This is a genomic window from Aquabacterium sp. A08 (assembly GCF_011742065.1).
In genome coordinates, this window is record NZ_JAAQQT010000598.1 from 1 (window position 1) to 25996 (window position 25996).

At 66.8% G+C, this 25996-nt stretch carries 27 protein-coding genes and 1 pseudogene; 18 read left to right on the forward strand and 10 right to left on the reverse strand.

Translation table 11 applies throughout. The features are described 5' to 3' along the window. The 4 genes from HA630_RS08710 to HA630_RS08725 form a co-directional block, all read left to right on the forward strand. Nucleotides 1-204, forward strand: a 204-nt coding sequence (locus HA630_RS08710; RefSeq protein ID WP_166834091.1) for a hypothetical protein, incomplete at its 5' end; no start/stop codon positions are given. Next, complete coding sequence (recD, locus tag HA630_RS08715) at nucleotides 195-2246, forward strand: exodeoxyribonuclease V subunit alpha (RefSeq protein WP_166834092.1); 2052 nt, start codon at nucleotides 195-197, stop codon at nucleotides 2244-2246. The genes HA630_RS08710 and recD, both read left to right, overlap by 10 nt. 76 nt (nucleotides 2247-2322) lie before the next feature. Further along, the gene (locus HA630_RS08720; RefSeq protein WP_166834094.1) at nucleotides 2323-3150 is read left to right on the forward strand and encodes a proteasome-type protease; all 828 of its coding nucleotides are present in this window, start codon (nucleotides 2323-2325) and stop codon (nucleotides 3148-3150) included. Continuing rightward, a complete protein-coding gene (locus tag HA630_RS08725) occupies nucleotides 3150-4019 on the forward strand; it encodes an alpha/beta hydrolase (RefSeq protein ID WP_166834096.1) in 870 nt (289 codons plus the stop codon). The genes HA630_RS08720 and HA630_RS08725 overlap by 1 nt, the downstream gene beginning before the upstream one ends. A gap of 1 nt (nucleotide 4020) precedes the next feature. On the opposite strand, the gene HA630_RS08730 is transcribed toward HA630_RS08725, so the two are convergent. The 3 genes from HA630_RS08730 to HA630_RS08740 all read right to left on the reverse strand — a co-directional run bounded on the left by HA630_RS08730 (nucleotide 4021) and on the right by HA630_RS08740 (nucleotide 6551). After that, complete coding sequence (locus HA630_RS08730) at nucleotides 4021-4851, reverse strand: undecaprenyl-diphosphate phosphatase (RefSeq protein WP_166834098.1); 831 nt, start codon at nucleotides 4849-4851, stop codon at nucleotides 4021-4023. Between the two features lie 50 nt (nucleotides 4852-4901). Continuing rightward, the gene (locus HA630_RS08735) at nucleotides 4902-5327 is read right to left on the reverse strand and encodes a hypothetical protein (RefSeq protein WP_208300036.1); all 426 of its coding nucleotides are present in this window, start codon (nucleotides 5325-5327) and stop codon (nucleotides 4902-4904) included. Nucleotides 5328-5513: 186 nt separating this feature from the next. After that, the gene (locus HA630_RS08740) at nucleotides 5514-6551 is read right to left on the reverse strand and encodes a porin (protein WP_166834100.1); all 1038 of its coding nucleotides are present in this window, start codon (nucleotides 6549-6551) and stop codon (nucleotides 5514-5516) included. 237 nt (nucleotides 6552-6788) lie between these two features. Between HA630_RS08740 and HA630_RS08745 the strand changes: the two genes are divergently transcribed. The 4 genes from HA630_RS08745 to HA630_RS08760 are packed head-to-tail and all read left to right on the forward strand — an operon-like array spanning nucleotide 6789 to nucleotide 10753. After that, nucleotides 6789-8642: a glutamine--tRNA ligase/YqeY domain fusion protein gene (locus HA630_RS08745; RefSeq protein WP_166834140.1), complete on the forward strand. Its 1854-nt coding sequence runs from the start codon at nucleotides 6789-6791 to the stop codon at nucleotides 8640-8642. Between the two features lie 20 nt (nucleotides 8643-8662). Further along, nucleotides 8663-9502 carry a ParA family protein gene (locus tag HA630_RS08750; RefSeq protein ID WP_166834142.1) on the forward strand — a complete coding sequence of 280 codons (840 nt, stop codon included), beginning with the start codon at nucleotides 8663-8665 and terminating at the stop codon, nucleotides 9500-9502. Further along, nucleotides 9492-10031: a hypothetical protein gene (locus HA630_RS08755; protein ID WP_166834144.1), complete on the forward strand. Its 540-nt coding sequence runs from the start codon at nucleotides 9492-9494 to the stop codon at nucleotides 10029-10031. Before HA630_RS08750 ends, HA630_RS08755 begins: the two co-directional genes overlap by 11 nt. Further along, nucleotides 9989-10753 carry a hypothetical protein gene (locus HA630_RS08760; RefSeq protein ID WP_166834146.1) on the forward strand — a complete coding sequence of 255 codons (765 nt, stop codon included), beginning with the start codon at nucleotides 9989-9991 and terminating at the stop codon, nucleotides 10751-10753. Before HA630_RS08755 ends, HA630_RS08760 begins: the two co-directional genes overlap by 43 nt. Before the next feature lie 271 nt (nucleotides 10754-11024). Here HA630_RS08760 and HA630_RS08765 read toward each other — a convergent pair whose 3' ends face one another. Next, nucleotides 11025-11807 (reverse strand): NYN domain-containing protein, encoded by a 783-nt coding sequence (locus HA630_RS08765; RefSeq protein ID WP_166834148.1) that lies wholly within the window; start codon nucleotides 11805-11807, stop codon nucleotides 11025-11027. Between the two features lie 35 nt (nucleotides 11808-11842). Further along, entirely contained in the window at nucleotides 11843-13177 is a 1335-nt protein-coding gene (locus HA630_RS08770; protein ID WP_208300042.1) for a DEAD/DEAH box helicase, read from the reverse strand. Between the two features lie 180 nt (nucleotides 13178-13357). Between HA630_RS08770 and HA630_RS08775 the strand changes: the two genes are divergently transcribed. Genes HA630_RS08775 through HA630_RS08785 form a run of 3 tightly spaced genes read left to right on the forward strand, consistent with a single transcriptional unit; the run spans nucleotide 13358 to nucleotide 14912 of the window. After that, nucleotides 13358-13843, forward strand: a complete 486-nt coding sequence (locus tag HA630_RS08775; protein ID WP_166834106.1) for a helix-turn-helix domain-containing protein — start codon at nucleotides 13358-13360, stop codon at nucleotides 13841-13843. A gap of 28 nt (nucleotides 13844-13871) precedes the next feature. Next, nucleotides 13872-14549, forward strand: a complete 678-nt coding sequence (locus HA630_RS08780) for a nucleotidyl transferase AbiEii/AbiGii toxin family protein (protein WP_371809230.1) — start codon at nucleotides 13872-13874, stop codon at nucleotides 14547-14549. A gap of 36 nt (nucleotides 14550-14585) precedes the next feature. Further along, on the forward strand, nucleotides 14586-14912 hold the full coding sequence (locus HA630_RS08785; RefSeq protein WP_166834110.1) for a DUF2322 family protein: 327 nt from the start codon (nucleotides 14586-14588) through the stop codon (nucleotides 14910-14912). On the opposite strand, the gene HA630_RS08790 is transcribed toward HA630_RS08785, so the two are convergent. Then, nucleotides 14896-15183 (reverse strand): hypothetical protein, encoded by a 288-nt coding sequence (locus HA630_RS08790; RefSeq protein ID WP_166834112.1) that lies wholly within the window; start codon nucleotides 15181-15183, stop codon nucleotides 14896-14898. The two genes, HA630_RS08785 and HA630_RS08790, sit on opposite strands and share 17 nt — an antisense overlap. A gap of 222 nt (nucleotides 15184-15405) precedes the next feature. Here HA630_RS08790 and HA630_RS08795 point away from each other — a divergent pair, with 222 nt between their 5' ends. The 3 genes from HA630_RS08795 (at nucleotide 15406) to HA630_RS08805 (ending at nucleotide 18378) form a co-directional block, all read left to right on the forward strand. Further along, nucleotides 15406-16929 (forward strand): protein adenylyltransferase SelO, encoded by a 1524-nt coding sequence (locus HA630_RS08795; RefSeq protein ID WP_166834114.1) that lies wholly within the window; start codon nucleotides 15406-15408, stop codon nucleotides 16927-16929. Nucleotides 16930-16950: 21 nt separating this feature from the next. Next, on the forward strand, nucleotides 16951-17412 hold the full coding sequence (gene aroQ / locus HA630_RS08800; RefSeq protein WP_166834116.1) for a type II 3-dehydroquinate dehydratase: 462 nt from the start codon (nucleotides 16951-16953) through the stop codon (nucleotides 17410-17412). Between the two features lie 75 nt (nucleotides 17413-17487). After that, entirely contained in the window at nucleotides 17488-18378 is an 891-nt protein-coding gene (locus HA630_RS08805; protein WP_166834118.1) for a DMT family transporter, read from the forward strand. Here the strand turns inward: HA630_RS08805 and HA630_RS08810 are convergent. From HA630_RS08810 to HA630_RS08820, 3 genes are all read right to left on the reverse strand, one after another. Further along, nucleotides 18335-19564 (reverse strand): MFS transporter, encoded by a 1230-nt coding sequence (locus HA630_RS08810; protein WP_371809231.1) that lies wholly within the window; start codon nucleotides 19562-19564, stop codon nucleotides 18335-18337. The two genes, HA630_RS08805 and HA630_RS08810, sit on opposite strands and share 44 nt — an antisense overlap. 16 nt (nucleotides 19565-19580) lie before the next feature. Continuing rightward, a complete protein-coding gene (aroC, locus tag HA630_RS08815; RefSeq protein WP_166834122.1) occupies nucleotides 19581-20687 on the reverse strand; it encodes a chorismate synthase in 1107 nt (368 codons plus the stop codon). 100 nt (nucleotides 20688-20787) lie between these two features. After that, a complete protein-coding gene (locus HA630_RS08820) occupies nucleotides 20788-21444 on the reverse strand; it encodes a glutathione S-transferase (RefSeq protein ID WP_166834124.1) in 657 nt (218 codons plus the stop codon). 141 nt (nucleotides 21445-21585) lie between these two features. On the opposite strand from HA630_RS08820, the gene HA630_RS08825 reads away from it, so the two are divergent. Then, complete coding sequence (locus HA630_RS08825; RefSeq protein ID WP_166834126.1) at nucleotides 21586-22803, forward strand: polyhydroxyalkanoate depolymerase; 1218 nt, start codon at nucleotides 21586-21588, stop codon at nucleotides 22801-22803. Between the two features lie 12 nt (nucleotides 22804-22815). On the opposite strand, the gene HA630_RS08830 is transcribed toward HA630_RS08825, so the two are convergent. After that, nucleotides 22816-23283, reverse strand: a complete 468-nt coding sequence (locus HA630_RS08830; RefSeq protein ID WP_166834128.1) for a CBS domain-containing protein — start codon at nucleotides 23281-23283, stop codon at nucleotides 22816-22818. An 82-nt stretch (nucleotides 23284-23365) separates the two neighbouring features. Here HA630_RS08830 and HA630_RS08835 point away from each other — a divergent pair, with 82 nt between their 5' ends. From HA630_RS08835 to HA630_RS08845, 3 genes and pseudogenes are all read left to right on the forward strand, one after another. After that, nucleotides 23366-24667, forward strand: coding sequence for an O-acetylhomoserine aminocarboxypropyltransferase (locus HA630_RS08835; RefSeq protein WP_166834130.1), 1302 nt, complete (start codon nucleotides 23366-23368; stop codon nucleotides 24665-24667). A gap of 1 nt (nucleotide 24668) precedes the next feature. Further along, nucleotides 24669-25478, forward strand: a complete 810-nt coding sequence (locus HA630_RS08840; RefSeq protein ID WP_166834132.1) for an alpha/beta fold hydrolase — start codon at nucleotides 24669-24671, stop codon at nucleotides 25476-25478. 82 nt (nucleotides 25479-25560) lie between these two features. After that, nucleotides 25561-25996, forward strand: a pseudogene (locus HA630_RS08845) (ammonium transporter); the annotation flags it as partial.

The window sequence follows — 25996 nt, forward strand, 5'->3', positions numbered from 1 at the left end:
CTGGCCCTGCACCGGCTGCTGCGCCAGCGCCTGCCCGGCTACGACTACGACCGCCACATGGGCGGTGCGGTGTACCTGTTCCTGCGCGGGCTGCAAGGGCCGGCGCAAGGCGTGCACGCCGAACGCCCGCCGCGCGCCCTGATCGAGGCGCTGGACCGCCTGTTCGGTGACACCGCCCCCGCAGAGGCCCCGCCATGCTCCTGACCCCCCACCCCCTGCCCCCCGCCACCGCCGCGCTGCTGGCGGTGCTGGACGCCTGGGCCACGCGCGGCTGGCTGCGCCCGCTGGACGCCGCCTTCGCCCGCTACCTGGCGGGCGAGGCACCCGACGCCGCCCCACCGCTGCTGCTGGCCGCCGCGCTGGCCAGCCACCAGCTGGGCCGCGGCCACGCCTGCCTGGCGCTGGACGAGGTGCTGCGCGCCCCGCTGCACGCCCTGTCGCTGCCGCCCGACGAGGCCCCCGACCCCGACGCGGCACCCACCTCCACCCCGGCCGAGTTGCTGGCCCCGCTGACCTTGGCCGCCTGGAAGGCCGCGCTGCAACACCCACAACTGGTGGCCCCCGGTGCCGGCGCCACGCCCCTGGTGCTGCAAGGCGCGCGGCTGTACCTGCGCCGCTACTGGCAGCACGAACAGGGCGTGCGGCGCGCCCTCGCCACGCGCCTGGCCGGCCTGCCCGGGCTGGACCACGCCGCCAGCCGCCCCTGGCTGGACGCCCTGTTCCCGCCGCCCCAGGCGCCCGAGGCCGCCCCCGCCACCGACTGGCAAAAAATCGCCTGCGCCGTGGCCGCGCGCAGCGGCTTCGGCCTCATCACCGGCGGGCCGGGCACCGGCAAAACCACCACCGTGGTGCGGCTGCTGGCGCTGCTGCAAACCCAGGCCCTGCACGGCGGTGCGGCGCCCGGCCAGCCGCTGCGCATCCGGCTGGCGGCCCCCACCGGCAAGGCCGCCGCGCGGCTCAACAGCGCCATCGCCGCGGCCGTGGCCACGCTGCCACTGGCCCAGCTGCCCGGCGGCGACGCGCTGCGCGCGCACATCCCCACCCAGGTGGTCACGCTGCACCGCCTGCTCGGGCCGCGGCCCGACAGCCGCCACTTCCGCCACCACGCCGGCCACCCCCTGCCGCTGGACGTGCTGGTGGTGGACGAGGCCTCCATGGTGGACCTGGAACTGATGCACGCGGTGCTCGACGCCCTGCCGCCCGAGGCGCGGCTGGTGCTGCTGGGCGACAAGGACCAGCTGGCCTCGGTCGAGGCCGGCGCCGTGCTCGGCCAGCTGTGCGCCCACGCCGCCGCCGGCCGCTACCGGCCCGACACCGCCGCCTGGATCGCCGCCGCCACCGGCCAGGCCGTGCCGCCCGAGCTGACCGACCCCGACGGCCCCGCGCTGAGCCAGCACACCGTGATGCTGCGCCACAGCCGGCGCTTTGCCGGCGACAGCGGCATCGGCCAGCTGGCGCTGGCCGTCAACCAGGGTGAAGCCGACGCGGGCTGGGCCCTGCTGGCCAGTCCGCGGCCCGACCTGCGCAGCCTGCGCGCCGGCCCGCAGCGGCTGGAGGCCCTGCGCGATCTGGTGGTGGACGGCGACCCCGCCCGCGGCGCCGCAGGCTACCGCCACTACCTGGCCTGCCTGCGCGACGATCGCCCCCCGCTGGACGCGCCAGCGGCCGCCTTCGACGCTTGGGCCGAACGGGTGCTGGCCACCCACGGCGGCTTCCAGGTGCTGTGCGCGCTGCGCCAGGGCCCCTGGGGGGTGGCCGGGCTGAACCACCGCATTGCCCAGTGGCTGCACGCCGCCGGCTGGCTCGACGCCCCCAGCGGCTGGTACCCCGGCCGCCCGGTACTGGTCACCCGCAACGACCACGCCCTGGGCCTGATGAACGGCGACATCGGCATCGCCCTCACCGTGCCCCACCCCGACCCGGTCGTGGGCGGCTGGACGCGCCGCGTCGCCTTCCCCCGCGCCGACGGCCAGCCCGGCGTGCGCTGGGTGCTGCCCAGCCGCCTCACCGCGGTGGAAACCGTGTTCGCCCTCACCGTGCACAAGTCGCAGGGCTCCGAATTCGCCCACGCCGCGCTGGTGCTGCCCGACCACCCCAGCCCGGTGCTCACCCGCGAACTGGTGTACACCGGCCTGACCCGCGCCAAAACCTGCCTGAGCGTGGTGCACACCGGCCCGCGCAGCGTCTGGGACGCCGCCGTGCAGCGCCGCACCCTGCGCGCCGGCGGCCTGGCCGAAGGCGTGTGACCGCCCGGCCGGGCGGGGCGTACCCCCTGGGGTCTGCTACGATGAATGGGTTTTGCCCCACCCAGACCCCAGTCCCATGACCTACTGCGTCGCTGTCAAAATCAAAGCCGGCATGGTGTTCCTGTCCGACTCCCGCACCAACGCCGGACTCGACCAGATCAGCACCTTCCGCAAGATGATCGTCTACGAAAAGCCGGGCGATCGCTTCATGTGCCTGCTCTCGGCCGGCAACCTCAGCATCTCGCAGTCCATCCGCGAAATCCTGCAGGTTGAAAAAGTGCCCAACCCCGACGGCGGCGAAGCCCTCACCATCTGGAACGCCACCAGCATGTTCGACGTGGCCCGGGTGCTCGGCTCGGCGGTGCGCCACGTTTACCAGCGCGATGGCGAAGCGCTGCAGCGTGCCGGCGTGGACTTCAATGTCAGCATGATCCTGGGCGGCCAGATCGCCGGCGAAGGCATGCGCCTGTTCCAGATCTACTCGCCCGGCAACTTCATCGAGGCCACGCCCGAAACGCCCTTCTTCCAGATCGGCGAAAGCAAGTACGGCAAGCCGGTGCTGGACCGCGTCATCACCCCCGACACCCCGCTGGACGAGGCCGCCAAGTGCGCGCTCATCTCCATGGACTCCACGCTCAAGTCCAACCTGTCGGTCGGGCTGCCGCTGGACCTGGCGGTGTACGAGGCCGACCGCCTGGCCAGCGACCGCGTGGTCTGCATCGACGAGCAGAACCCCTACTTCCGCATGCTGCACGACACCTGGGGCGTCAAGCTGCGCGAGGTGTTCGACAGCATCGAACACCCGGCCTGGGACGGCAGCGCCAGCCCGCACCCGCTGATGGACGTGCCCAGCCGCCACCGCCCGCTGAAAAAGCTCGGCAGCGCGCAGGAAAAACTGGTCTGATGACGCCGCCGCGCGAACCCTCGGCGCCCCACCCCACGGTGGTGTTCGCGCACGGCAACAGCTTTCCCGGCGGCACCTACGGCGTGCTGTTCCGCGGCCTGCGGGCGCGCGGCTACACCGTCAAGGCGCTGGACCGCTTCGGCCACGACCCGCGCTACCCCGTCACCAGCAACTGGCCGCACCTGGTGCAGCAGTTGGCCGACTTCGTGCAGGCCGAATGCGCCGACGCGCCCGGCCCGCTCTACCTGGTGGGCCATTCGCTGGGCGGCTTCGTCAGCCTGATGTGCGCGGCCAGGCACCCGCAACTGGCCGGGCGGCCGCTGGCCGGCGTGGTCATGCTGGACTCGCCGGTGCTGGGCGGCTGGCGCGCCAAGGCGCTGCAGGCGGTCAAGCAGACGCGGCTCATCGGCGCGCTGTCGCCGGGGCAGGTCAGCCGCAAACGGCGCAACCGCTGGCCCAGCGCCGCCGACGCGCTGGCCCACTTTGCCCACAAGCGCAGCTTCGCCGCCTGGGACCCGCAGGTGCTGCAAGACTACATCGCCCACGGCACCCAAGACGAGGTCACCCCCCAGGGCGTGCAGCGTGTGCTGCGCTTCGACCGCGACGTGGAAACCGCCATCTACAACACCCTGCCGCACCACCTGGACCGGCTGCTGCGCCGCCACCCGCTGGCCTGTCCGGTGGCTTTTGTGGGGGGCACCCGCTCGGCCGAAATGCAGCAGGTCGGCATGGCCATGACGTACCAGCTGGTGGGCCGCGAACCGTCGGCCCGGCTGCAAATGGTGGAAGGCAGCCACCTGTTCCCGATGGAGCGGCCGCTGGACACCGCCGCCGCCATCGACCGCGCGCTGCGCAGCTTCGCCGGCTGACTCAGGGTGTCCAGTTCACCCAGCCGGTGGCGGCGGTCAGCAGAATCAGCCCGCCAAAGGCGATGCGGTACCAGGCAAAGCCGACAAAGGTGTGGCTGACCACAAAGCGCATCAGCCAGCGCACGCACACCCAGGCCGCCGCCCACGACACCCCCAGGCCCACCGCGAACATGGGCGCGTCGGCCCAGCTCAACAGCTCGCGCTGCTTGTACAGGTCGTAGGCCGCCGCCCCGAACAGCATCGGAATGGCCAGGTAAAAGCTGAACTCGGTGGCCGCCCGCCGCGAAAACCCGAACGCCATGGCCCCGATGATGGTGGCGCCCGAACGGCTCACCCCCGGCACCAGCGCCAGGCACTGCACCAGGCCCACGGCCAGCGCGTCGCGCCAGCCCACCGCGTCCACCGTGTCGATGCGCTGCGACGGCTGCCGCGCCTGGCGCGCTTCCACCCACAGCATCACGAAACCGCCCAGGATGAAACCCAGCGCCACCACCAACGGGTTGAACAACACGCCCTTGATCACGTCGATGAACAACACCCCGGCCAGCGCGGCCGGAAAAAAGCCGATGAGCACGTTGGCGGTGAAGCGCTGCGCGGTGGCGTCGCGCGGCAGGCCCACCACGGTGGACAGCAGACGCTGCAGGTAGAGCGAGACGATGGCCAGGATCGCCCCGGTCTGGATCACCACCTCAAAGACCTTGGTCTTTTCGCCCGGCATGTCCAGCAGGGCGGCGGTGAGGATCAGGTGCCCCGTGGAGGACACGGGGATGAATTCGGTCAGGCCCTCGACCACCCCCATCAGGGCGGCCTTGAGCAAGAGCATGGGGTCCATACGGCAGGGGCGTCTCGGTCAAACCCCTGAGTGTAGTGGCTCCCCCGGGGTCAGCGGCGGTGGTCGCGCCGATCGTCCCAACGGTCGTGGCGGTCGTCGCGGCCCCCGTGCCGGCCGTCGCGGCGGTGGTCGTCGTCCCAGTGGCGGTCACGGTCGCGGTGCTTGTACCCGTGTTTGTGCTTGTGGTGGCCCGGCGGCGCCCAGCCGGTGCGGTACACCGGGTGCGGCACCACCACCACCGGCGGCGGCCCGTACACCACCCGGGGCGACACGTGGACCACCCGCGGCGTGGTGTGTACCACCACCGGCGGCGCGTTGCTCACGCCCACATGCACCCCCGGCTGGTGCACGCCGATGGACCAGTACACGTCGGTGGCCTGGGCCCCGCCGGCGGCCGACAGCGCCAGGGCCGCAGCCGCCGACCACAACCACGCTTTGGGGGATCGCCAGGCCTGGGAACACTTCGAGGTCAACATCTTCATCTCCTGCAAAAGCGACCCGGTGGGCCGTTGGGGCGATTACAGCCGCGAAACCCGGTTACCGGCGCGTGGCAAATGTGAAGAACGTATCAAGCCGTAACCCCGGGCCCGTTCGGCCCCTTGCTGGCGAAAAAAAGCGGGTCCACCGGCCGGTGGACCCGCTGCGCTTCAGGCCGGAACCGGTCAGAACGCGTGCTTGATGCCCACGTTCAGCTGGGTGCTCGTCTCACCCGCCATGCCGGGGGTCAGCGTGGCCGAGGTTTTGGCGGTGGCGCCGGCCTTGGCGTTGATGAACGCCACCTGGCCATAGGCGGTGGTGCGCTTGGACAGGGCGTATTCGTTGCCCAGGATGAAGGTGTGGGTCTTGTCCGCGGCGTTGTCTTTGTCCTTGCCCAGGTACAGGGCCGCCAGCACCGTGTTCTGGGCGGAGGTTTTCCAGTCCAGGCCCAGGCCGACCACGCCCACGTCGCTGGTCTGCACCTGCGCGGCATTCTGGTTCTTGCCGCGCAGGTAGTTGACCTTGGCGGTCAGGTCGCCCATGGCGTAGGCGGCCCCCAGGGTGTAGAGCGAGTTGGCGCGGTGGCCGGTGGCCGCGCTGTTGGCGCTTTGGTACGCCGCCGACAGGGTGACCGGGCCGGTGTAGGTGGCGCCCAAGGACAGCACGGACCCGACGTTTTCCTTCAGGCCGTAACCGGCGGCCAGTTTGACCGGGCCAAAGTTGTTGCTGTAAGAAATGGCGTTCTGCAGGAACACGCCCACGTCGTCGTTGCCGTTCAGGCCGTTGGTGTCGGAGTTGAAGGCCCAGTGGTACAGGCCCGAGAAGTTCTCGCGCAGGCCGCGCGGCTCTGTGGCCGCGAACGCCAGAATGGCGGGGCTGTACTGGTTGCCGATGGTGACGGCGCCCCAGTCGCTGGACGACACCACCAGGTTGGACTGGCGGCGGAACAGCCCGTTGACGCTGGTGCCGGTGTCGGGGTTCAGGTGGCCTTCCAGGTTGAAGCCCACTTTCAGGCCGCCGCCCAGGTCTTCGGTACCGCGCAGGCCCCAAATGCTGGGCGCAATGCCACCGCTGTCCAGGGAGGTGGAAGAAGTGCCGGCCGCGGTCTTGCTGTTGACCATCAGGCCCAGGTCCACGGTGCCGTACAGCGTCACGGTGCTTTGGGCCGCGGCCAGGCCCGAAAGCAGTGTCAGGGCGGCCAGGGCGGTCATTTTTTTGTTCATCTTGCGTGTCTCCATCGAGGGTTGCGCCACCAACGCGGTGGCGGCCCCCTTGGGCAAATGCCGTGCCTGCGCCACCGCCGGCCGCAAAAGTCGCCCGCCAGCGCGCGGGCAGACGATTGCTGTCTCGTGCGTGACACATTTCGGCACACGCTGCCCCCGAACGCCACACCCCCGGGCCGCCGCCGCGGCCTGTGCCACAGCCCCGGCCCACCCTGCCGCAAGGCCTAGAATTCCGTCATGAGTTCCGCACCCTCCCACGCCCCGAAACACCCCGCCCCCGCCGCCGCCGGCGAGGAGCACAAGGTCTCCAACTTCCTGCGCCAGGTCATCGAAAAAGACCTCGCCACCGGCGCCTACGCCAGCCGACAGTGGGGCGGCGGCCCGGGTGATGCCGCCTTCCACGACGCAGGCCAGCCCGACCCGGCCAAGATCCGCACCCGCTTCCCGCCCGAGCCCAACGGCTACCTGCACGTGGGCCACGCCAAAAGCATCTGCCTGAACTTCGGCCTGGCACGCGACTACGGCGGCGTCTGCCACATGCGCTTTGACGACACCAACCCTGAGAAGGAAGAAAAGGAGTACGTGGACTCCATCCTCGACGCGGTGCAGTGGCTGGGCTTTGGCTGGCAGAGCAGCTTTGGCGGCAAGACGGAAGATCACCTGTACTACGCGTCGAACTACTTCGACTTCATGTACCGCGCGGCCGAACACCTCATCACCGCCGGCCACGCGTACGTGGACGAACAGACCGCCGAAGAAATGCGCGTCAACCGCGGCGACTTCGGCAAGCCCGGCGTGGACAGCCCGTACCGGAATCGCAGCCCGGAAGAGAACCTTGCCCGCTTCCGCGAGATGCGCGACGGCAAACTCGCCGACGGCGCCGCCGTGCTGCGCGCCAAGATCGACATGGCCTCGCCCAACATCAACATGCGCGACCCAGCCATCTACCGCATCCGCCGCGCCACGCACCACAACACGGGCGACGCCTGGTGCATCTACCCCATGTATACCTTCGCGCACCCCATCGAGGACGCGCTGGAGCAGATCACCCACAGCATCTGCACGCTGGAGTTTGAAGACCAGCGCCCCTTCTACGACTGGTTGCTGGAGCGTCTGTGCGAAGGCGGCCTGCTCAAGGCCCCGCCGCCGCGGCAGTACGAATTTGCGCGCCTGAACCTGACCTACGTGATCACCAGCAAGCGCAAGCTGGCGCAACTGGTGAACGAGAAGAAGGTCAGCGGCTGGGACGACCCGCGCATGCCAACAATACTCGGCCTGCGCCGCCGCGGCTACACGCCCGAAGCCATCCAGCTGTTTGCCGAACGCATCGGCGTGACCAAGAGCGATTCCTGGATCGACTACAGCACGCTCGACGGCTGCCTGCGCGAAGACCTGGAAAACAAGGCCCACCGCGGCATGGCCGTGCTCGACCCCGTCAAGCTGGTGCTCACCAACTGGGCCGAAGTGTTCGGGTCTGACGGCTACACCGAAGACTGCACCCAGCCCGCCCTGCCCCACAGCGCCATTGCCGAAGGGCAAACGCCCCCGCCCGACCGCGTGTTCAAGATCGGCAAGGACGTGTGGATCGAACGCGAAGACTTTGAAGAAGTGCCGCCCAAGGGCTACAAGCGGCTGTTCCCCGGCAACGTGGTGCGCCTGAAGGGCGGCTACGTCATCGAATGCACCGGCGTCGGCGCCAAAGACGCGGACGGCCAAGTGACCGAAGTGCACGCCAAAGTGATCGCCGGCACCAAGAGCGGCACCCCTGGCGCCGACAGCGTCAAGGCCAAAGCCGCCATCACCTGGGTGGGCGCGGCAGACGGCGTGAGCGCCGAAGTGCGCCTGTACGACCGCCTGTTCACCGACCCGCAACCCGACGCGGGCGGCAAGAACTTCCTGGATGCCCTGAACCCCGACAGCCTGAAGGTGGTGACGGCCTACGTGGAGCCGTCACTGGCCGCTGCGCAGCCGGACCAGAGATTCCAGTTTGAGCGGCACGGGTACTTTGTGGCCGACCGGGTGGAGCATGGGGTGGGTGGGAAGGTTGTGTTCAACCGGGTTACGGGGTTGAAGGATTCTTGGGGTAAGTGATTTTTCACTAGGGAGTAAAAATGAAAACCATCTCTTTTGTAAACATGAAGGGCGGGGTTGGAAAGACAACCACTGCAATCAATGTAGCAGACTATTTGGCGCGAGCCAACGGCAAGAAGGTCGCCATTCTTGATGTCGATCCGCAATTCAATGCAACCCAATGCCTTTATTCACCAAAAGAATATGTTGAAACCCTCAAATCTGGTGCACCAACGATATTATCGGTTTTCGACACAGAAATAGAAACTACAGCAAGCGTCGTCACCGGAATAGCAACCAAAAAACAAATTGAATTTAAAGACATCACACTCACCCAAAAAGGGAACATTTGGACATTACCCGGGAACATCGATCTCTATCGACTCGAAATGGTTGCAGGAGAAGGTCGAGAGTTCTCCTTGAAGCGATTTATTGAGGAGTCCATCAAACCCCATGGATTCGACTACATTATCATCGACACACCACCAACACCTTCGATATGGATGACAAGCGCACTTATATCATCCGATTACTACATCATCCCAGTCCGGCCGGACCCACTATCAATGATAGGAATTGATCTACTTAGATCAATTATCGAAAGAAGAAGAAAGACATACGGACTGAAGATACAAGGACTCGGCGTAGTCTTCAACATGGTAGAAAGACCGGATAGCGTCATATTCAACCAAGCAAAATCAAATCTCGCGAGCAACGAACATTGGAAAGATCGCGTATTCACAAGCTACTTACCAAAAAGGTCGGAGCTCGCAAAATCACAAATTGAGCAACCCTACATCATGGCCATGGAAGACTACGATCTACGAGCAGGCCTCAAGGGGATTGTGAACGAAATCTTGGAGAAAATCGATGAACTCTAACAGCAAAAACAAGCCATCAACACCTCCTGCATTGGAAGCAGTGAAGAAGGCAAGCATAATAATAGAAGACTTAATGTTTACCATGCAGCGCGTCAAACCTGAGCAACTCAGGCAAGCAGTCGCAACATTAAACAATCTCATCTCAAGCGACCTCACCAAAGGCCATTCTTCTGTGGCTCGCTCATATCAATCAGAGGACCCCAATAAGCGGTTCTTGATCGGAGTTTTGCCAAGACTTCTTTTAGACAGAGACCTCTTCGGCTCAAACGAAGACATCATCGACTTTGCCGCAGCCGTTCTAAAACTTGAAATGTCTAGAAGTGCAGAGAAGCGAGCACGACACGAGATAATAGGAAAAATTATTTGCGAAACAGACTCACTAGATGAAAGACAATTAACAAGTCTAGTGACAGCACTGGAACGCATTGTCAACAATAAGGAAAACTTAGCCAGAATGAAAGAGGAGAAGCGGCTTGGATCATTCTCATGGAACGAGACCATTCAAAGCCTAACCAACAACAGAGAATGAGCAGACTAATTGATCAAGATTTTACTCGGCTTGTAGATTTCACCAAATCCTACAAAGTCGAAGATATATTCCACTCAAAACCAAGAACACAACTGATACGGAGAGCACACAAGCACTGCCTCGCCGCGATTCAATCATTCGCCACCATTGAATCCCTATCATCCAATGGAGTCATTCAATTAAATGGGCTAAATCTATCTAAAAATGATTTTTGCTACGACTCACTCGCAGAAAGTTTTTCGGATATCAGCTCCAGCTTTTATGCCGCGCTACATGGGCTAAACAAGCCCGCCCATATGTCGCTCAGAAGCGCAATCGAGACGGGCATAAGAGCGCTTGCAGGAATATCCGCAGAGGAAGCAAAAACAACCACTTCAGTATTTAAGCTACTTGAAATAGCGAAGAATTGCATTCCATTTCAAGACCAAGGACAGCAGCATTTCGATATATTGAAAACGGAGTATGGGAAACTTTGCAGTCACACGCACTCGGCAACCGTCTCCCACATGGTAAAAAATCATGCTATGTCGAACTTCCCAAAGCTGGAAACCGAAAAACTGCGAGAATGGGTTAGCTCGTACGAAAGATCGGTAACTTCGATTCTTTCAATACTAGTATTGAGCAACAGGCAGATATACTTGGCGGCAAAACCCAAAGGGCAAGATGTCTACGATGAAGTCCTTCCTGCGAAGGTTAGACTTTTTGCTCTGGGAGCCGTATGAGATACTGACCTGCCTGCTCACCACAACGCATCAAGGTCAAGTATCGCCTTATTTTTGTGAGCGAGAAGCGACCTTCCCTGTCCCACTCGCCCCATTTACAGACTGCTGCGTCCCCCCCACCAAGAACAGCCGAGCCACTTCACTATCGGCGGGCATGTGCCCGGCACCGACAAGCGCGACCTTACGAATACTCAGGTCTTTCTAACGTACGGTGTCATCACCTTGATGCGGATCCTAGCCGGGGGCAAGATGCCCGGCCATCTTGTGTCCTCTATGCGGCGGTGGGCCTCCGCCGTACGTAAAGATGCACATGCTGCCCGTTTTCGCCCGTAGGTACTTCCTTGATCTGCAAGTAGGCTTGCCCTCGGACCAAATCGCTGAGCCTCTTGAAGCTATAGTTCCGAGGGTCGAAGGAGGAGTGATCGCGACTGATCTGGCCTCCCAATGCTGCAAGAGTCGACCAACCGTCGTCCCGTGCAGTTTTCTCTAGCGCGCTCAGAATCAAAGGCTGAAGTTCAGGAATTTGGGCAATCGCAGGTTCGTCCGCTTCGGGGACAGCCGCGGTCTCTTTGATTTCAGTTTGAACACTGACCTGTTGAATCTCGACTTCTGGTTTCAGGATTTCCAGGTAGATGAACTTGTCGCAAGCCGCCACAAAGGGGGCTGGTGTCGTGCGCATCCCAAAGCCGTAAACCGCCAAACCCGCTTCACGTATGCGCGTGGCAAGGCGGGTGAAGTCGCTGTCAGAAGAAACGAGACAGAAGCCGTCAACGACACCTGAGTGCAGGACATCCATGGCGTCAATGATTAATGCGGAGTCGGTAGCGTTCTTGCCCTTTGTGTAACGGAACTGCTGGACCGGTTGAATCGCATTCGCCTGCAGCATCCCTTTCCACTTGGACATGTTCTGCTCAGTCCAGTCTCCGTATGCGCGCTTGATGGTTCCGGTTCCATAGCGTGAGATCTCTGACATGAGCTCTTGCAATACTCCATGCTGACCTTGATCGGCGTCGATCAAAACAGCCAGTCGATCATTGCCTTGCTTCGTCGCCATAGTCCGCTCCCTCTTCAGTATGAATATTCGACGTCTCAGGCAACGAAACGCTGCGCAAACCGCCCGCTCCCGCTCGCCCCAATCACCAACCGCTGCGTCGCCCGCGTAGCCCCAACATAGAACAGCCTCGCTTCCTCCCGCTCGTCCTCGCCCGGCGTGGGCATGTGCCCCACACCCACAAGCGCCACCACGGGGAACTCCAGCCCCTTGCTCACGTGCATGGTCATCACCTTGATGGAGTCGGCACCGGGGTCAAACTGCCCTGTGCCTTTGCGCACCTGGTGTGGCAACCGGCGCTGGCGCAGCGCAGCAGCGCAAACGTCCATCTCGCTCCAGTGGCGGCAGAGGATGGCCATGTCGGCCCAGGCGTGGCCTTCGCGGTGGGCGGTGGCCAGCAGCTCGGCCACCTGGGCCACCTCTTCGCGCAGGGTGGGCAGGCGCACGATGAGCGGCCTGTATGTCACGTTTTTGCCGTCGCGCCCGCAGCTCACGGGTTTGAGCAGGGGCACGCCGTCGTCGTCCTTGTCTTCGGCGGTCAGCAGGTCGGCGGCAACGAGGCTGGCCGTTAGCAGGATCTGCCGCGTGTTGCGGTAGTTGATCTTGAGGATGGTGGTGCGCCCCTGCGCCTGGATGCCCACGCTCTTGAAGCTGAAGTTCTTCTTTTGCGTGCGTTCGTAGATGCTCTGCGCGTCGTCGTACAGCACGAGCAGGCTGTTGGTGGCGGGGTCCACCATCTGCACCACCAGGCGCAGCCATTCGGGCGCGAAATCGTGGCCTTCGTCGATGAGCACCGCCTGGTACTGCCCGCTGGGGATTTGGCGGCGGTCCACGCCGGTGATGACGCGCTGGACCATGTCGGCCATCTTGTCGCTGACCGGCTGGTTGTTGGCAGGCATCTCCTGCCCGTAGGCCTTTAACTGCGCGTAGCACCACTTATGGAAGTGCACAGCGTGCACGCGGTCGGCAATGCCTTTGGCGACCATCACGCGCGCAATCTGCCGGGCCAGCGGTTCGTTGTAGCAAAGGATGAGGATGGGTTTGCTGGCCGCGGTCTGCGCCTTGGCCAAGTGCTCGGCGCGGTAGCCCAGCAGCATGGTCTTGCCCGAACCCGCCACGCCGTGGATGACGCGGTTTTGCCGGTCAGCCTGGATGAGCGTGCTCAGGCGAAAGTCCTTCACCTCCAGCACCAGAATGCCGCGCCGGGGGTGGATGACCACAAAGTCCGGGTGGGCGCTGCGCGGGCCCACGGGCACGTCGTACCAGAGCAGGTCGTCGTCGTCGAGCTTTTGCTCCAGCCGCTCGGCCACGCGGCGTTCGCCGCCCGTCATGCGCGACACGCAGCTCCCCAGTGCCGGTATCAGTGCAGCCATCCCTGTGCTTGGTTTTGTTGGTTTAGCAGATTTTGCATCATTTTGGGGGTGGGGCTTGGTACAACCCGAAACAGGCACCATCAAACCCACTGCGGGTGTGCGCACTGAAAGCAGCTATCCGTCCAAATTTTTGTTTCTCATAATTGACAAATATCCTTGTTTGCATATTATGAGAAACAAATGCCTGCAGCCACACCCGCAACCACCGAAGCAGCCGCCCAGCAGCTACAAGCCCTGGGTGCGCTGATTCGCACCGAGCGCAAAGCCCTGCGCGTGAGCAGCACCGCCACCGCCGAGGCGGCTGGCGTCTCGCGGGTCACACTGCACCGCATTGAAAAAGGCGAGGCGTCGGTGGCGGTGGGGGCTTGGGCCAACGTGCTGGCCGCCCTGGGTTTGAAGCTGACCGCGCTTGCGGCCAACGCAGCCAGAACCACAGCGCACAATCCGCCTGCCGGGGAATGGATTCCGCTGCACATCCGCCTGAACGACCACCCCCAGTTGAAAGCACTGGCCTGGCAGGTGCACGGCACGGACACGCTCACCCCCGCCGAGGCATTGGACATTTACGAACGCAACGCGCGCCACCTGGAGGTAGAAGCCATGCCTGCCCACGAACAGGCACTGCTGGCGGCGCTGCGCACGGCATTCACCAAGCACCGTGTTTGAGCGCCCTCACCATCAACGCATTGGGCACGTGCTGGCGTCGCTGGACAGCCGCTTGCTGCGCGAGCACGGCTGCCTGTTTGGCGGGGGTACGTGCATTGCGCTGCGCTATGGCGAGTACCGAGAGTCGGTGGACATGGACTTTCTGGTCTCTGACGCGGCGGGTTACCGAGATCTGCGTCAGCGGCTCATGGGCACCGATGGCATCAGCGCCATTGTTCGCCAAGGTGCGATGCCGCTGGTGGCCCTGCGTGAAATACGTGCCGACCAGTACGGCATACGCACCCAGGTGCAGATGGACGGACAGGCGATCAAGTTTGAGATCGTGCGGGAAGCCCGCATGGAGCTGGAAGTACCGGGGCCACAGGACGTGCTTTGCGGGGTGGACACCCTGACACCGCTGGACCTCGCAGCATCGAAACTGCTGGCCAACTCCGACCGACAGGCAGACGATGGCGTGTTCAGCCGGGACGTGATCGATCTGGCGATGATGAACCTGCGCCTGCCTGCCTTGCGTGCGGCGCTGGCCAAGGCGCAAGCGGCGTATGGTTCTGCCGTAGAGCGCGACTTGGCCAAAGCGATTGACCGCCTACAGAACCGCCCAGGCTGGCTGGAGCGCTGCATGCAGGCCATGGCCATGGAGATGCCCAAGGCCCTGCTCTGGCACAATATACGCGCCTTGCGGAGGGTGCTGCCTGCCGCAACCTGAAGCGCGAGGCTGTGCAGCCGTGTCATGATCACGCGCATGAACTTCGCCACCCGACTCCAACAACTCCCCTCCGTCAGCCACCTCGCCGCCGCGCACCTGCTGGACGCCGATGGCCACACCGTGGCCACCCTGGAAAACAAGCCCGGCCAGGCCGGCTCGCTGGCGGTGTACCACGGGCTGGCCCAGAAGCACGGCGGCACCATCACCCCGGCGGCGGCGGCCGAAGGGCTGCAATGGTACGGCGAGCACCTGGCCGACGCCCAGGCCCACCCGGGCAAGCACCCCAACATCGACCGCCTGCTGGCTTGGGCCGCGGGCAGCGCCAGCTACCGGCTGGCGCCGGTGCTCAGTCCTGCCAGTTGACCACCGGGCCCAGCTTGCGCTCGGCCATGAACATGGCTTCGCGCAGCGTGAGCGCGGTGCCGCCGTCGTGCCACGGGTCGTCCGAACCGGGCAGGTGGTAGCGCACGCAGTAGCACTCGGCTTCGCGGTCGGCCGCCAGTTCGGGCGGGTCTTCGGGGTCGTGCGTGCCGTACAGGGTGTGGTGGCGCACGATGCGCACCGGGCAGGTGGTCAACCCGCCAAAAAACCACTGGCCCTGTTTGACCACGGGCAGTTCGTCAACGCTGTTCATGCCCCATGCTAGGCCGCCGCCCGCGCCCCCCGCAAGGCGGACAACCCTGTGCGCAGGCCTTTTCCCGATTGATTTGTTCTACAGCCGCAATTGCCTCGGCCAGACCGGCCCGCGCCGTCCGGTGCGGCGCACCGCCGCCACCCAGCAACCCCACAGCGCGCCGAGGCGGGCACCCCGCGGGACAATGCGGCTGCTCCCTTCCCGTTCACCCCAAGGCCCTGTGTGACCCTGCCCGCCCTGTTCCCCTTTGACAACAGCTACGCCCGCGACCTGGTGGGCGCCTACGTGCCGGTGGTGCCGCAAGCGGCGCCCGCGCCGCGCTGGCTGCGCTTCAACCACGGGCTGGCGCAGGCCCTGGGGCTGGACGCCGAGCGCCTGGCCGGCGACGAGGGCCTGGCGGTGTTTGCCGGCCAGGTGGTGCCCGCCGGGGCGCAACCCCTGGCCCAGGCCTACGCCGGCCACCAGTTCGGCGGGTTTTCGCCGCAGCTGGGCGACGGCCGCGCCCTGCTGCTGGGCGAGGTGCTGGACCCGCAGGGCCGGCGCCACGACATCGCGTTCAAGGGCTCGGGCCGCACGCCGTTTTCGCGCGGCGGCGACGGCAAGGCCGCCGTGGGCCCGGTGCTGCGCGAATACCTAATCAGCGAGGCCATGCACGCGCTGGGCCTGCCCACCACCCGCACCCTGGCGGCCGTAGCCACCGGCGAAACGGTGCGGCGCGAACGCGCCCTGCCCGGCGCGGTGCTGGTGCGCACCGCCGCCAGCCACGTGCGGGTGGGCACCTTCCAGTTTTTTGCAGCGCGGCAAGACAGCGCCACCCTGCAGCGGCTGGTGGAACACGTCATGACCCGCCATTACCCTGAGCTGGCCGACAGCGCCAACCCCGCCCTGGCCCTGTTGCGCGCGGCCATCGACCGGCAGGCCGCGCTGGTGGCGCGCTGGATGGGGGTGGGCTTCATCCACGGCGTGATGAACACCGACAACACCACCCTGTCGGGCGAAACCATCGACTACGGCCCCTGCGCCTTCATGGAGGCGCACGACCCGGACACGGTGTTCAGCTCCATCGACCACCACGGCCGCTACGCCTACGGCAACCAGCCCGGCATCGCCCAGTGGAACCTGGCGCGGCTGGCCGAGGCCCTGCTGCCCCTGATGGGCGCCGACACCGACGCCGCCGTGGCCCAGGCCACCGAGGCGGTGAACGCCTTCCCGGCGGTGTACCAGCGCCACTGGGGCGCGGTGCTGCGCCAGAAGCTGGGCCTGCGCCCACGGGCCGATGCCCCCGACGCGGCGCCCGACAGCGCCGACCTGGCCCTGGGCCAGGACTACCTGGCCCTGCTGCACAGCGGCCAGGTGGACCACACCCTGGGCTTTCGCCGGCTGGCGGACGTGCTGCGCGGCCAGCCCGCGCCCTGGCTGGCGCTGTGGCAGGCCGAGACCCTGGCCGCGGCCCCGGCGGCCCTGCAAACCTGGCTGACCGCCTGGCAGCAGCGGCTGGCCCAACAGGGCGAAGCGCCAGCGCAGGTGGCCGAGCGCCTGGACGCGGTCAACCCGCTGGTGATTCCGCGCAACCACCTGGTGGAAGCGGCACTGGACGCCGCCACCGACCGCGGCGACCTGCAACCCTTCGAGGCGCTGCTGGCCGCCATCACCCGCCCCTGGGCAGCGGACCTGGCCGACAGCCCCTGGGCCCAGCCAGCCACACCCGCGCAAAGCGCCGGCTACCAGACCTTTTGCGGCACCTGACGCGGGCCGCATAATGCCGCCATGAAAAAGATCCTCGTCCTCAACGGCCCCAACCTCAACCTGCTGGGCACCCGCGAACCCGAGCAGTACGGCCACACCACCCTGGCCGACGTGGAGGCCCAGTGCCGCGCCGCCGGTGAACGCGCCGGCTGCGCGGTGGAGTGCTTCCAGAGCAACTGGGAGGGGGCGCTGATCGACAAAATCCACGAATACGGCCGCCTGTACAAGGCCGGCGAGGCGCTGGGCTGCGTCTTCAACCCGGGGGCGCTGACGCACACCTCCATCGCGCTGCACGACGCCATCAAGGGCGTGGACGGGCTGCCGGTGATCGAGTGCCACATCTCCAACGTGCACGCGCGCGAGGCCTTCCGCCACCATTCCTGGATTTCGCCGGTGGCCGCCGGCATCGTGGTGGGCTTTGGCACCGACGGCTACCTGATCGCCCTGGACGCGCTGCTGCGCCGCCAGGCCCGCGCCGGCTGACCCGGCCGACCTGGCCTATCGCGCAGGCGACGCGGCGTGGTGGTCAGGCCCCGGCCCGCCGCCCACAATCCGTGGGTGAACATCCGTTATCTGTTGCAACTGGTGGGCCTGTCGGCCCTGTGGGGTTCGTCCTTCGTGCTGCTGCGCATCGCCAGCCCCGACCTGGGCCCGGTGGTGCTGGCCACGCTGCGCCTGGGGCTGGCCGCCGCCACCTTGGCGGTGCTGATGGCCGCGTTGCGCCACCACTGGCCCCGCGCCCACTGGAAAGAGGTGCTGGGCCTGGGCGTGCTGACGGCGGCCCTGCCCTTTCTGTTCTTTTCCTACGCCGCGCTGGAACTGCCGGCCGGCTACATCGCCCTGCTCAACAGCACGGCGGTGCTGTTTGGCACCCTGTCGTCGGCCTGGCTGAAGGAGGACACCCTGACCTGGCGCAAGCTGGCCGGCTGCGCGGCGGGCTTCACCGGGGTGGCGCTGATCGTGCAGCTGGGCCCGGTGGCCACCACCGACGCGGTGCTGTGGGCGGCCCTGGCCGCGGTGGCCGGCGCCGCTTGCTACGGCGTGGCCACGCCGATGATGAAGCGCGCCACCACCCGCATGCAGCCGCTGGCCATTTCGGCCAGCATCCACCTGGCGGCCGCGCTGTTCATGCTGCCGGGCGCGGCCTGGGCGGTGCCCGAGGCGCGCTTCACCCTGCCGGCGCTGGCCGCCGTGGGCATGCTGGGCGTGGTCACCTCCGGGCTGGCGTACTGGCTGCACATCCGCATCCTGCAGCACGTTTCGCCGGTGGCGGCCATGAGCCCGGCCTTCATGATCCCGCTGTTCGGCGTCACCTGGGGCCACCTGTTCCTGGGCGAGCCGCTGGGCTCGGGCGTGTACCTGGGGGGCGCCTTCGTGCTGCTGGCCACAGCGCTGGTGACCGGTTTCAACCCGCTGCGCCGCTTCTGGCCGGCCCCGCCGGTGGCGTGAATGGCGCCGACCAGCGCCGCATGCGCCAGGCCGCCCAGGTGGCCAGCGCGGCCGACGCCGCCGACAGCCAGAACACCGCGCCCACGCCCCAGCGGCTGCTGACCAGCCCACCCAGCAGGCCACCCACCACGCCCGACAGGCCGTAGCCCAGCACCGCGAACAGGGCCTGGCCGCGCGCCCGCAGCCGGTCGGGGAAGTGGGTGTTGATGAGCGCGATGCACACCGAATGGTGCGCCGCGAAGGTGATGGCGTGCACCGCCTGCGCCGCGAACAGCGCCCACAGCCAGGCGCCGGCCAGCGCCGTCACGCCCATGCGCAGGGCCATCAGCGCGGCGGCCAGCACCAGCCAACCGGCCAGGCTGATCCGGGGCAACCAGCGCCCCTGGGTGAAGAACCAGCCGATTTCCACCACCACCGCAAACGCCCAGAGCAGGCCGATCACGCCCTTGCCGTAGCCCAGCCCGTCCAGGTAGAGCGAAAAGAAGATGTAAATGAAGATGTGCGCCAGGATGTGGAAGAAGGCCGCCACAAAAAACCAGCGCACCACCGGCTGGCGCAGCACCGGCCCGATGGCGGGCTGGGTGCCGGGGGCGTGGCGCGGCCCGCGCCGGTCGGGCATGGCCCAGACGCTGGCCACCACCGCCAGCAGGGTCAGCGCCGTCCAGGCCGGGAAGCTGGCCATGCCGTGGCGGTCGAACCAGGCACCGGCGGCCAGCACCGTGAGCAAAAACCCGAGCGAACCCCACAGCCGCACCCGGCCGTAGCGCCGCGCGTCGAACACACCGCCCTGGCTCACCAGCTGCGACAGCACCGACTCGCTCAGCGGCATCATGCCGCTGGTGTGGGTGAACATGAGCAGCAGCACCACGAACAGGCCGACCGCGCCCCAGTCCCACCACAAGGCCAGCGACACCGCCAGCGCCACGCTGGCGCAGTAGCGCAGCAGCCAGACGCGGTGGCCGGTGTGGTCGCTCAGCCAGCCCCAGATGTAGGGCGCAAACAGCCGCGTGGCCGACTGCAGCGAGGTCATCAGCCCGATGGCGAACAGACCATAGCCCCCGTCCTGCAGCCACAGCGGCAGGTAGGGGTTGAAAAAACCGATGTGCGCAAAGTACCCCGCCGACAGCGCGGCGAAGGGCAGCAACTGCCGGCGCGACACCGGGCCGGCCGCGGGCGCCGTGCTCACGGTGGGGCCAGACCGCTCAGGCGTGACCGGGCGCGGCCGCGGCAATCGGGCCGACCGGCACGCGCACATCGCCGCACTGGGCGCGGTGGCGCAGGGCGTGGTCCATCACCACCAACGCCAGCAGCGCCTCGGCGATGGGCGTGGCGCGGATGCCCACGCAGGGGTCGTGCCGGCCCTTGGTGATCAGCTCCAGCGGCTGACCCTGCACGTCGATGGAGGGGCGCGGGATCAGGATGGAGCTGGTCGGCTTGATGGCGATCGACACCTCCAGGTCCTGCCCGGTGCTGATGCCGCCGAGCACGCCGCCGGCGTTGTTGGAGAGGAAACCTTCGGGCGTGAGCGCGTCGCCGTGGGTGCTGCCGCGCTGGGCCACGCTGGCAAAGCCCGCGCCAATCTCCACGCCCTTGACCGCGTTCAGGCCCATCATGGCGTAGGCGATGTCGGCGTCGAGCTTGTCGTACAGCGGCTCGCCCAGGCCCACCGGCATGCCCTGGGCGGTGACGCGCAGCCGCGCGCCGCAGGAGTCGCCGGCCTTGCGCAGCTCGGCCATGTAGGCCTCCAGCGCCGAGGTGTCGGCCACCGGCGCAAAGAAGGGGTTGTTCGGCACGTGGTCCCAGTGCTCGAACGGGATGTCCACCTCGCCCACGGCGGTCATGCAGCCGCGGAAGGTGGTGCCGAACTTTTCTTTCAGCCATTTTTTGGCCACGGCCCCGGCGGCCACGGTGGGCGCCGTCAGCCGGGCCGAGGAACGGCCGCCACCGCGCGGGTCGCGCACGCCGTACTTCTGCCAGTAGGCGTAGTCGGCGTGGCCCGGGCGGAAGCTCTGCACGATGTCGCCGTAGTCCTTGCTGCGCTGGTCGGTGTTCTGGATCAGCAGGGCGATCGGCGTGCCGGTGGTCTGGCCCTGGTACACGCCGCTCAGGATCTGCACCTGGTCGGGCTCGTTGCGCTGGGTGACGAACTTGCTGGTGCCCGGGCGGCGGCGGTCCAGGTCGGCCTGGATGTCGGCCTCGCACAGCGCCAGGCCCGGCGGGCAGCCGTCGATGACGCAGCCGATGGCCGGGCCGTGGGATTCGCCGAAATTGGTGACGGTGAAAAGGGTGCCGAAGGTGTTGCCGCTCATGGGCCGGATTATCCCAGACGCCGGCGCGCCGCCGCGGCGGGGCCGCCGGCGCCCAGGACGGTGCGCCGCAGCCCCGCGCCGGTGCGCCGTTTGGCGGCCATCAGAACTCGGCGTCGAGTTCGTCGATCTCGTCCGGCTCCGCCTGGGCCGCCGCCACCCAGGCCCGCATGTCGGGCAGCGCCATCACGGTGACGCAGTAGGCCACGCAGGCCGGTGGCAAGGTCACGTCGTAGGTGACGAAGCGGGTGACCACCGGGGCAAACATCGCGTCGGCCATGCCGGGCCGGGCGCCGAACAGGTAAGGGCCGCCATAGGTGGCCAGGCAGTCGGTCCAGATCTCGACGATGCGGTCGATGTCGGCCTGCGCCCGCGACCACGGCTTGAAGCCCGGATAGCGCGCCTTGATGTTCATGGGCAGCGAAGACCGCAGCGCCGAGAAGCCGGAATGCATCTCGCCGCAGACGGCGCGGCAGTGGGCGCGGGCGGCCCGGTCGGCGGGCAGCAGCCCGGCCTGGGGGGCGAGTTCGTGCAGGTATTCGCCAATGGCCAGCGTGTCCCAGACGTGGACGCCGTCATGGTCCAGCGCCGGCACCCGGATGGAGGAGGACAGCAGCAGCATTTCGGCCTTCATGGCCGGGTCGTCGGGGGAGACGGTGTGTTCCTCGAAGTCCAGCCCGGCCAGCCGGGCCATGAGCCAGCCGCGCAAGGACCAGGCGCCGTAGTTCTTGCTGCTGAGGGTGAGTACCGCTGTGCCCATGCTTTGCTCCTCGGGAGGTTGTGGCCCAGGACTGAGCAAACCCTGTGCCATGCGCCAGCGCGGCCCACGCACCAAAACCGCGCAGCGCCCGGCTGGCCCGGGACTTGCCTGTGTGGCCCCAGCTTCACCGGAAAGAACCCCATGCTGTACCAGGCCTACCAGTTTCATTCCGATCTGCTGTCACCCCTGCGGCTGACGGCCCAAAGCCTGGGCGCTGCGCTCTGGCTGCGCCACACCGAGCGCAGCGCGCTGCGCCAGGTGGCGGCGGCCTGCGAGGTGCTCTCGCGCCTGCGCCTGACGCACACCCGGCCGGCCTACGGCATCGACCAGGTGCTGGTGGACGGCCAGGCCGTGCCGGTGGTGGAAGAAGCCCCGTTGCGCCTGCCCTTCGGCACGCTGCTGCACTTCCGCAAAGACGCGCCGGGCCTGGCGCCGCAGCCCAAGGTGCTGCTGGCCGCGCCGCTGTCGGGCCACTTTGCCACGCTGCTGCGCGAAACCGTGCGCACCCTGCTGCAGGACCACGACGTTTACATCACCGACTGGCACAACGCCCGCGACGTGTCGCTGCGCCACGGCGAGTTCGGGCTGGACGACTACACCGGCTACCTGATGCGTTTCGTGGCCACCGTGGGCGAAGGCTGCCACCTGGTGGCGGTGTGCCAACCCTGCGTGGCCGCGCTGGCCGCCACCGCCCTGATGGCCGAGGACCAGCACCCGGCCCAGCCGCGCAGCCTGACGCTGATGGCCGGCCCGGTGGACTGCCGCGTCAACCCGACCGAAGTGAACCGGCTGGCCACGAGCAAACCCATCGACTGGTTCGAGCAACACCTGATCAGCACCGTGCCGCTGCCGCACGCCGGCTTCATGCGGCGGGTGTACCCGGGCTTTGTGCAGCTGTCGGCGTTTTTGAGCATGAACCTGGAGCGCCACCAGCACTCCTTCCGGCAGATGTACGAACACCTGCTGGAAGGGCGCGAGGCCGAGGCCCGCACCCTGCAGACCTTTTACGAGGAGTACCTGGCGGTCAACGACCTGCCGGCGCCGTTCTACCTGGAAACGGTGGAAAAGGTGTTCCAGACCTACGACCTGCCGCGCGGCGTGCTGCGCTGGCAGGACCGCACGGTGAACCCGGCGGCCATCCGGCGCACCGCGCTGATGACCGTGGAGGGCGAACGCGACGACATCTGCTCGGTCGGGCAGACGGTGGCGGCGCAGGAACTGTGCCCCAACATCCGCCCCTACCGCAAAACCCACCACGTGCAGACCGGGGTGGGCCACTACGGGGTGTTCAGTGGCCGCAAGTGGCAGCAGCAGATTTACCCGCGGGTGCGGGACATGATCCACGCCAGCGAGGGCTGACGCGGCGCGCCGTCAGGACAGTTTGGCCACGCCTTCGGCCGGCTCGCCTTCGGGCCAGTCGCGGATGTAGGCCTTGAGCATTTTGTTTTCAAAGTTCTGGCTGTCCACCACGGCCTTGGCCACGTCGTAGAAGCTGATCACGCCCATCAGCATCTTGCCGTCCATGACGGGCATGTAGCGGGTGTGGCGCTCCAGCATCATGGGGCGCACCTCGTCGAGTTCGGTGTCGGGGGTGCAGAAGTGGGGGCCGGCGTCCATCACCTGGCGTACGGTGGTGGCGCCCACGCTGCCGCCGTTCTTGGCCGCGGTGTGGATGACTTCGCGGAAGGTCAGCATGCCGGCCAGGGCACCGCGTTCCATGACGGCCAGGGAGCCGATGTCGAAGTGCGCCATGGTCTCGATGGCGCGGGCCAGGGATTCGTCCGGGGACACGGTGTACAACGTGCCGCCCTTGACACGCAGAATATCGCTGACCTTCATGTTTTCTCCTCTGTCGCCGGTGTGGCGTGTGCGGAGTCAAATATAGCCCACAATTGCGCCCAAACACACCCGAGGAGACACCATGTCCGGCTACGCCGACCCCGGCTTCGACACGCTCGCGCTGCACGCGGGCGCCGCCCCCGACCCCAGCACCGGCGCGCGCGCCGTGCCCATCCACCTGACCACGTCGTTCGTGTTTGAATCGAGCGACCACGCGGCCGCCCTGTTCAACCTGGAACGCTCGGGCCATGTGTACAGCCGCATCAGCAACCCCACCAACGCGGTGCTGGAGCAACGCGTGGCGGCGCTGGAAGGCGGCATAGGCGGCATTGCGGTGGCCAGCGGCCAGGCCGCGCTGCACCTGAGCGTGGCCACGCTCATGGGCGCGGGCTCGCACATCGTGGCGTCCACCGCGCTGTATGGCGGATCGCAGAACCTGCTGCACTACACGATGCGGCGTTTCGGCATCGAGACCACGTTCGTGAAGCCTGGCGACATCGACGGCTGGCGCGCCGCGGTGCGGCCCAACACCAAGCTGTTCTTCGGCGAAACCGTGGGCAACCCGGGGCTGGACGTGCTGGACATCCCGACGGTGGCGCAGATCGCCCACGAGGCCGGCGTGCCGCTGCTGGTGGACTCGACGCTGACCACGCCCTGGCTGATGAAGCCGCTGGACCTGGGCGCCGACCTGGTCTACCACTCGGCCACCAAGTTCCTGAGCGGCCACGGCACGGTGGTGGGCGGCATCGTGGTCGATGGCGGCAGCTTCGACTGGGAGCGTTCGGGGAAATTCGCAGAACTGACCCAGGCCTACGAAGGCTTCCACCACATGGTGTTCAGCGAGGAATCGACCGTGGGCGCCTTCCTGCTGCGCGCCCGGCGCGAAGGCCTGCGCGACTTCGGCGCCTGCATGAGCCCGCACACCGCCTGGCTGATTTTGCAGGGCATCGAAACCCTGCCGCTGCGCATGGCGCGCCACATGAGCAACACCGAAAAGGTGGTGCAATTCCTGGCCAGCCACCCCTTCGTGGGCCGGGTGGGCCACCCGCTGCTGGAGAGCCACCCCAGCCACGCCCTGGCGCAACAACTGTTGCCGCGCGGCGCCGGCAGCGTGTTCAGTTTCGACCTGAAGGGCAGCCGCGCGCAGGGCAAGGCCTTCATCGAAACGCTGAAAATTTTCAGCCACCTGGCCAACGTGGGCGACTGCCGCAGCCTGGTCATCCACCCCGCCAGCACCACCCACTTCCGCATGACCGACGAGGCCCTGGCCGGCGCCGGCATTGGCCCGGGCACCATCCGCCTGTCCATCGGGCTGGAAGACCCGGACGACCTGATCGACGACCTGAAGCGCGCGCTGAAAGCGGCCGAGAAAGCGGGGGCCTGAGATGATCATCGACGTCCACGGCGCCCCGCTCTACGCCTACACCGGCGGCAAACCCTTCCACCCGGCCCAGCCCACGGTGGTCTTCATCCACGGCGTGCTCAACGACCACAGCGTGTGGATTCTGCAAAGCCGCTACCTGGCCCACCACGGCTGGAACGTGCTGGCCATCGACCTGCCTGGCCACGGCAAGAGCGGCGGCGAAGCGCCCGCCAGCGTGCAGGACGCGTCCCGCGCCGTGCTGGGCCTGCTCGACGCGCTGAAGATCGAGAAAGCCGCGCTGGTCGGCCACAGCTTCGGCTCGCTGATTGCCCTGCAGACCGCGGCCGACGCCCCCGAGCGCGTGAGCCACTTGGCGATGGTGGGCACCGCCTACCCCATGAAGGTCTCGCCCGCGTTGCTGGACGCATCGCTGAACCAGCCGATGAAGGCGATCGACATGGTCAACTTGTTCAGCCACTCCACCCTGGCCCCGCCACCGTCGGCGCTGGGCCCGGGCACCTGGCTGCTGGGTGGCTCCAGGGCGCTGATGCGCCGCGTACTGGCGAGCAACCCGCGGGTGAACGTGTTCCACCGCGGCTTTGTGGCCTGCGACGGCTACGACCAGGGCGAGCCAGCCATGGACCGGGTGCAGTGCCCCACCCTGTTCCTGCTGGGCAGCCAGGACCAGATGACCCCGCCGAAGGCCGCCCAAACCCTGAGCCGCCGGGCGAAACACGGCCAGACCGTGCTGCTGCGCGCCGGCCATTCCCTCATGACCGAAGACCCCGACGGCGTGCTGACGGCGCTGCAGCGTTTCCTGCAACCGGTCTGACCCGGGCCCACCCGGGGGCGGGTTGGAACGGTAATTGCTAGAGATGGCAACCGGCCTTTGGGCCAAGCAGGTGCCATCCGACATGAGCAGCAGCCAGCCCCTCGACCTCCTCTGGGTCCTCATCTGTGCCGGCCTCGTCTTCGTGATGCAGGCCGGTTTTCTGTGCCTGGAGTCGGGCCTGACCCGCAACAAAAACTCGATCAACGTCGCGGCCAAGAACATCTCGGACTTTGCCGTGGCGTCGCTGCTGTACTGGCTGGTCGGCTTTGGCCTGATGTTCGGCGCCAGCCAGGGCGGCTGGGTCGGTGCCACCCTGTTCGGCGCCTTCGACCAGTTGGGCCACGCGCCGGCGCTGCTGACCTTTGTGCTGTTCCAGACCATGTTTTGCGCCACGGCGGCCACCATCGTCTCGGGGGCGGTGGCCGAGCGCATGCGCTTTGGCACCTACCTGGCCCTGTCGGCCGCCGTCTCGGCGCTGATCTACCCGGTGTTCGGGCACTGGGCCTGGGGCAGCGCCG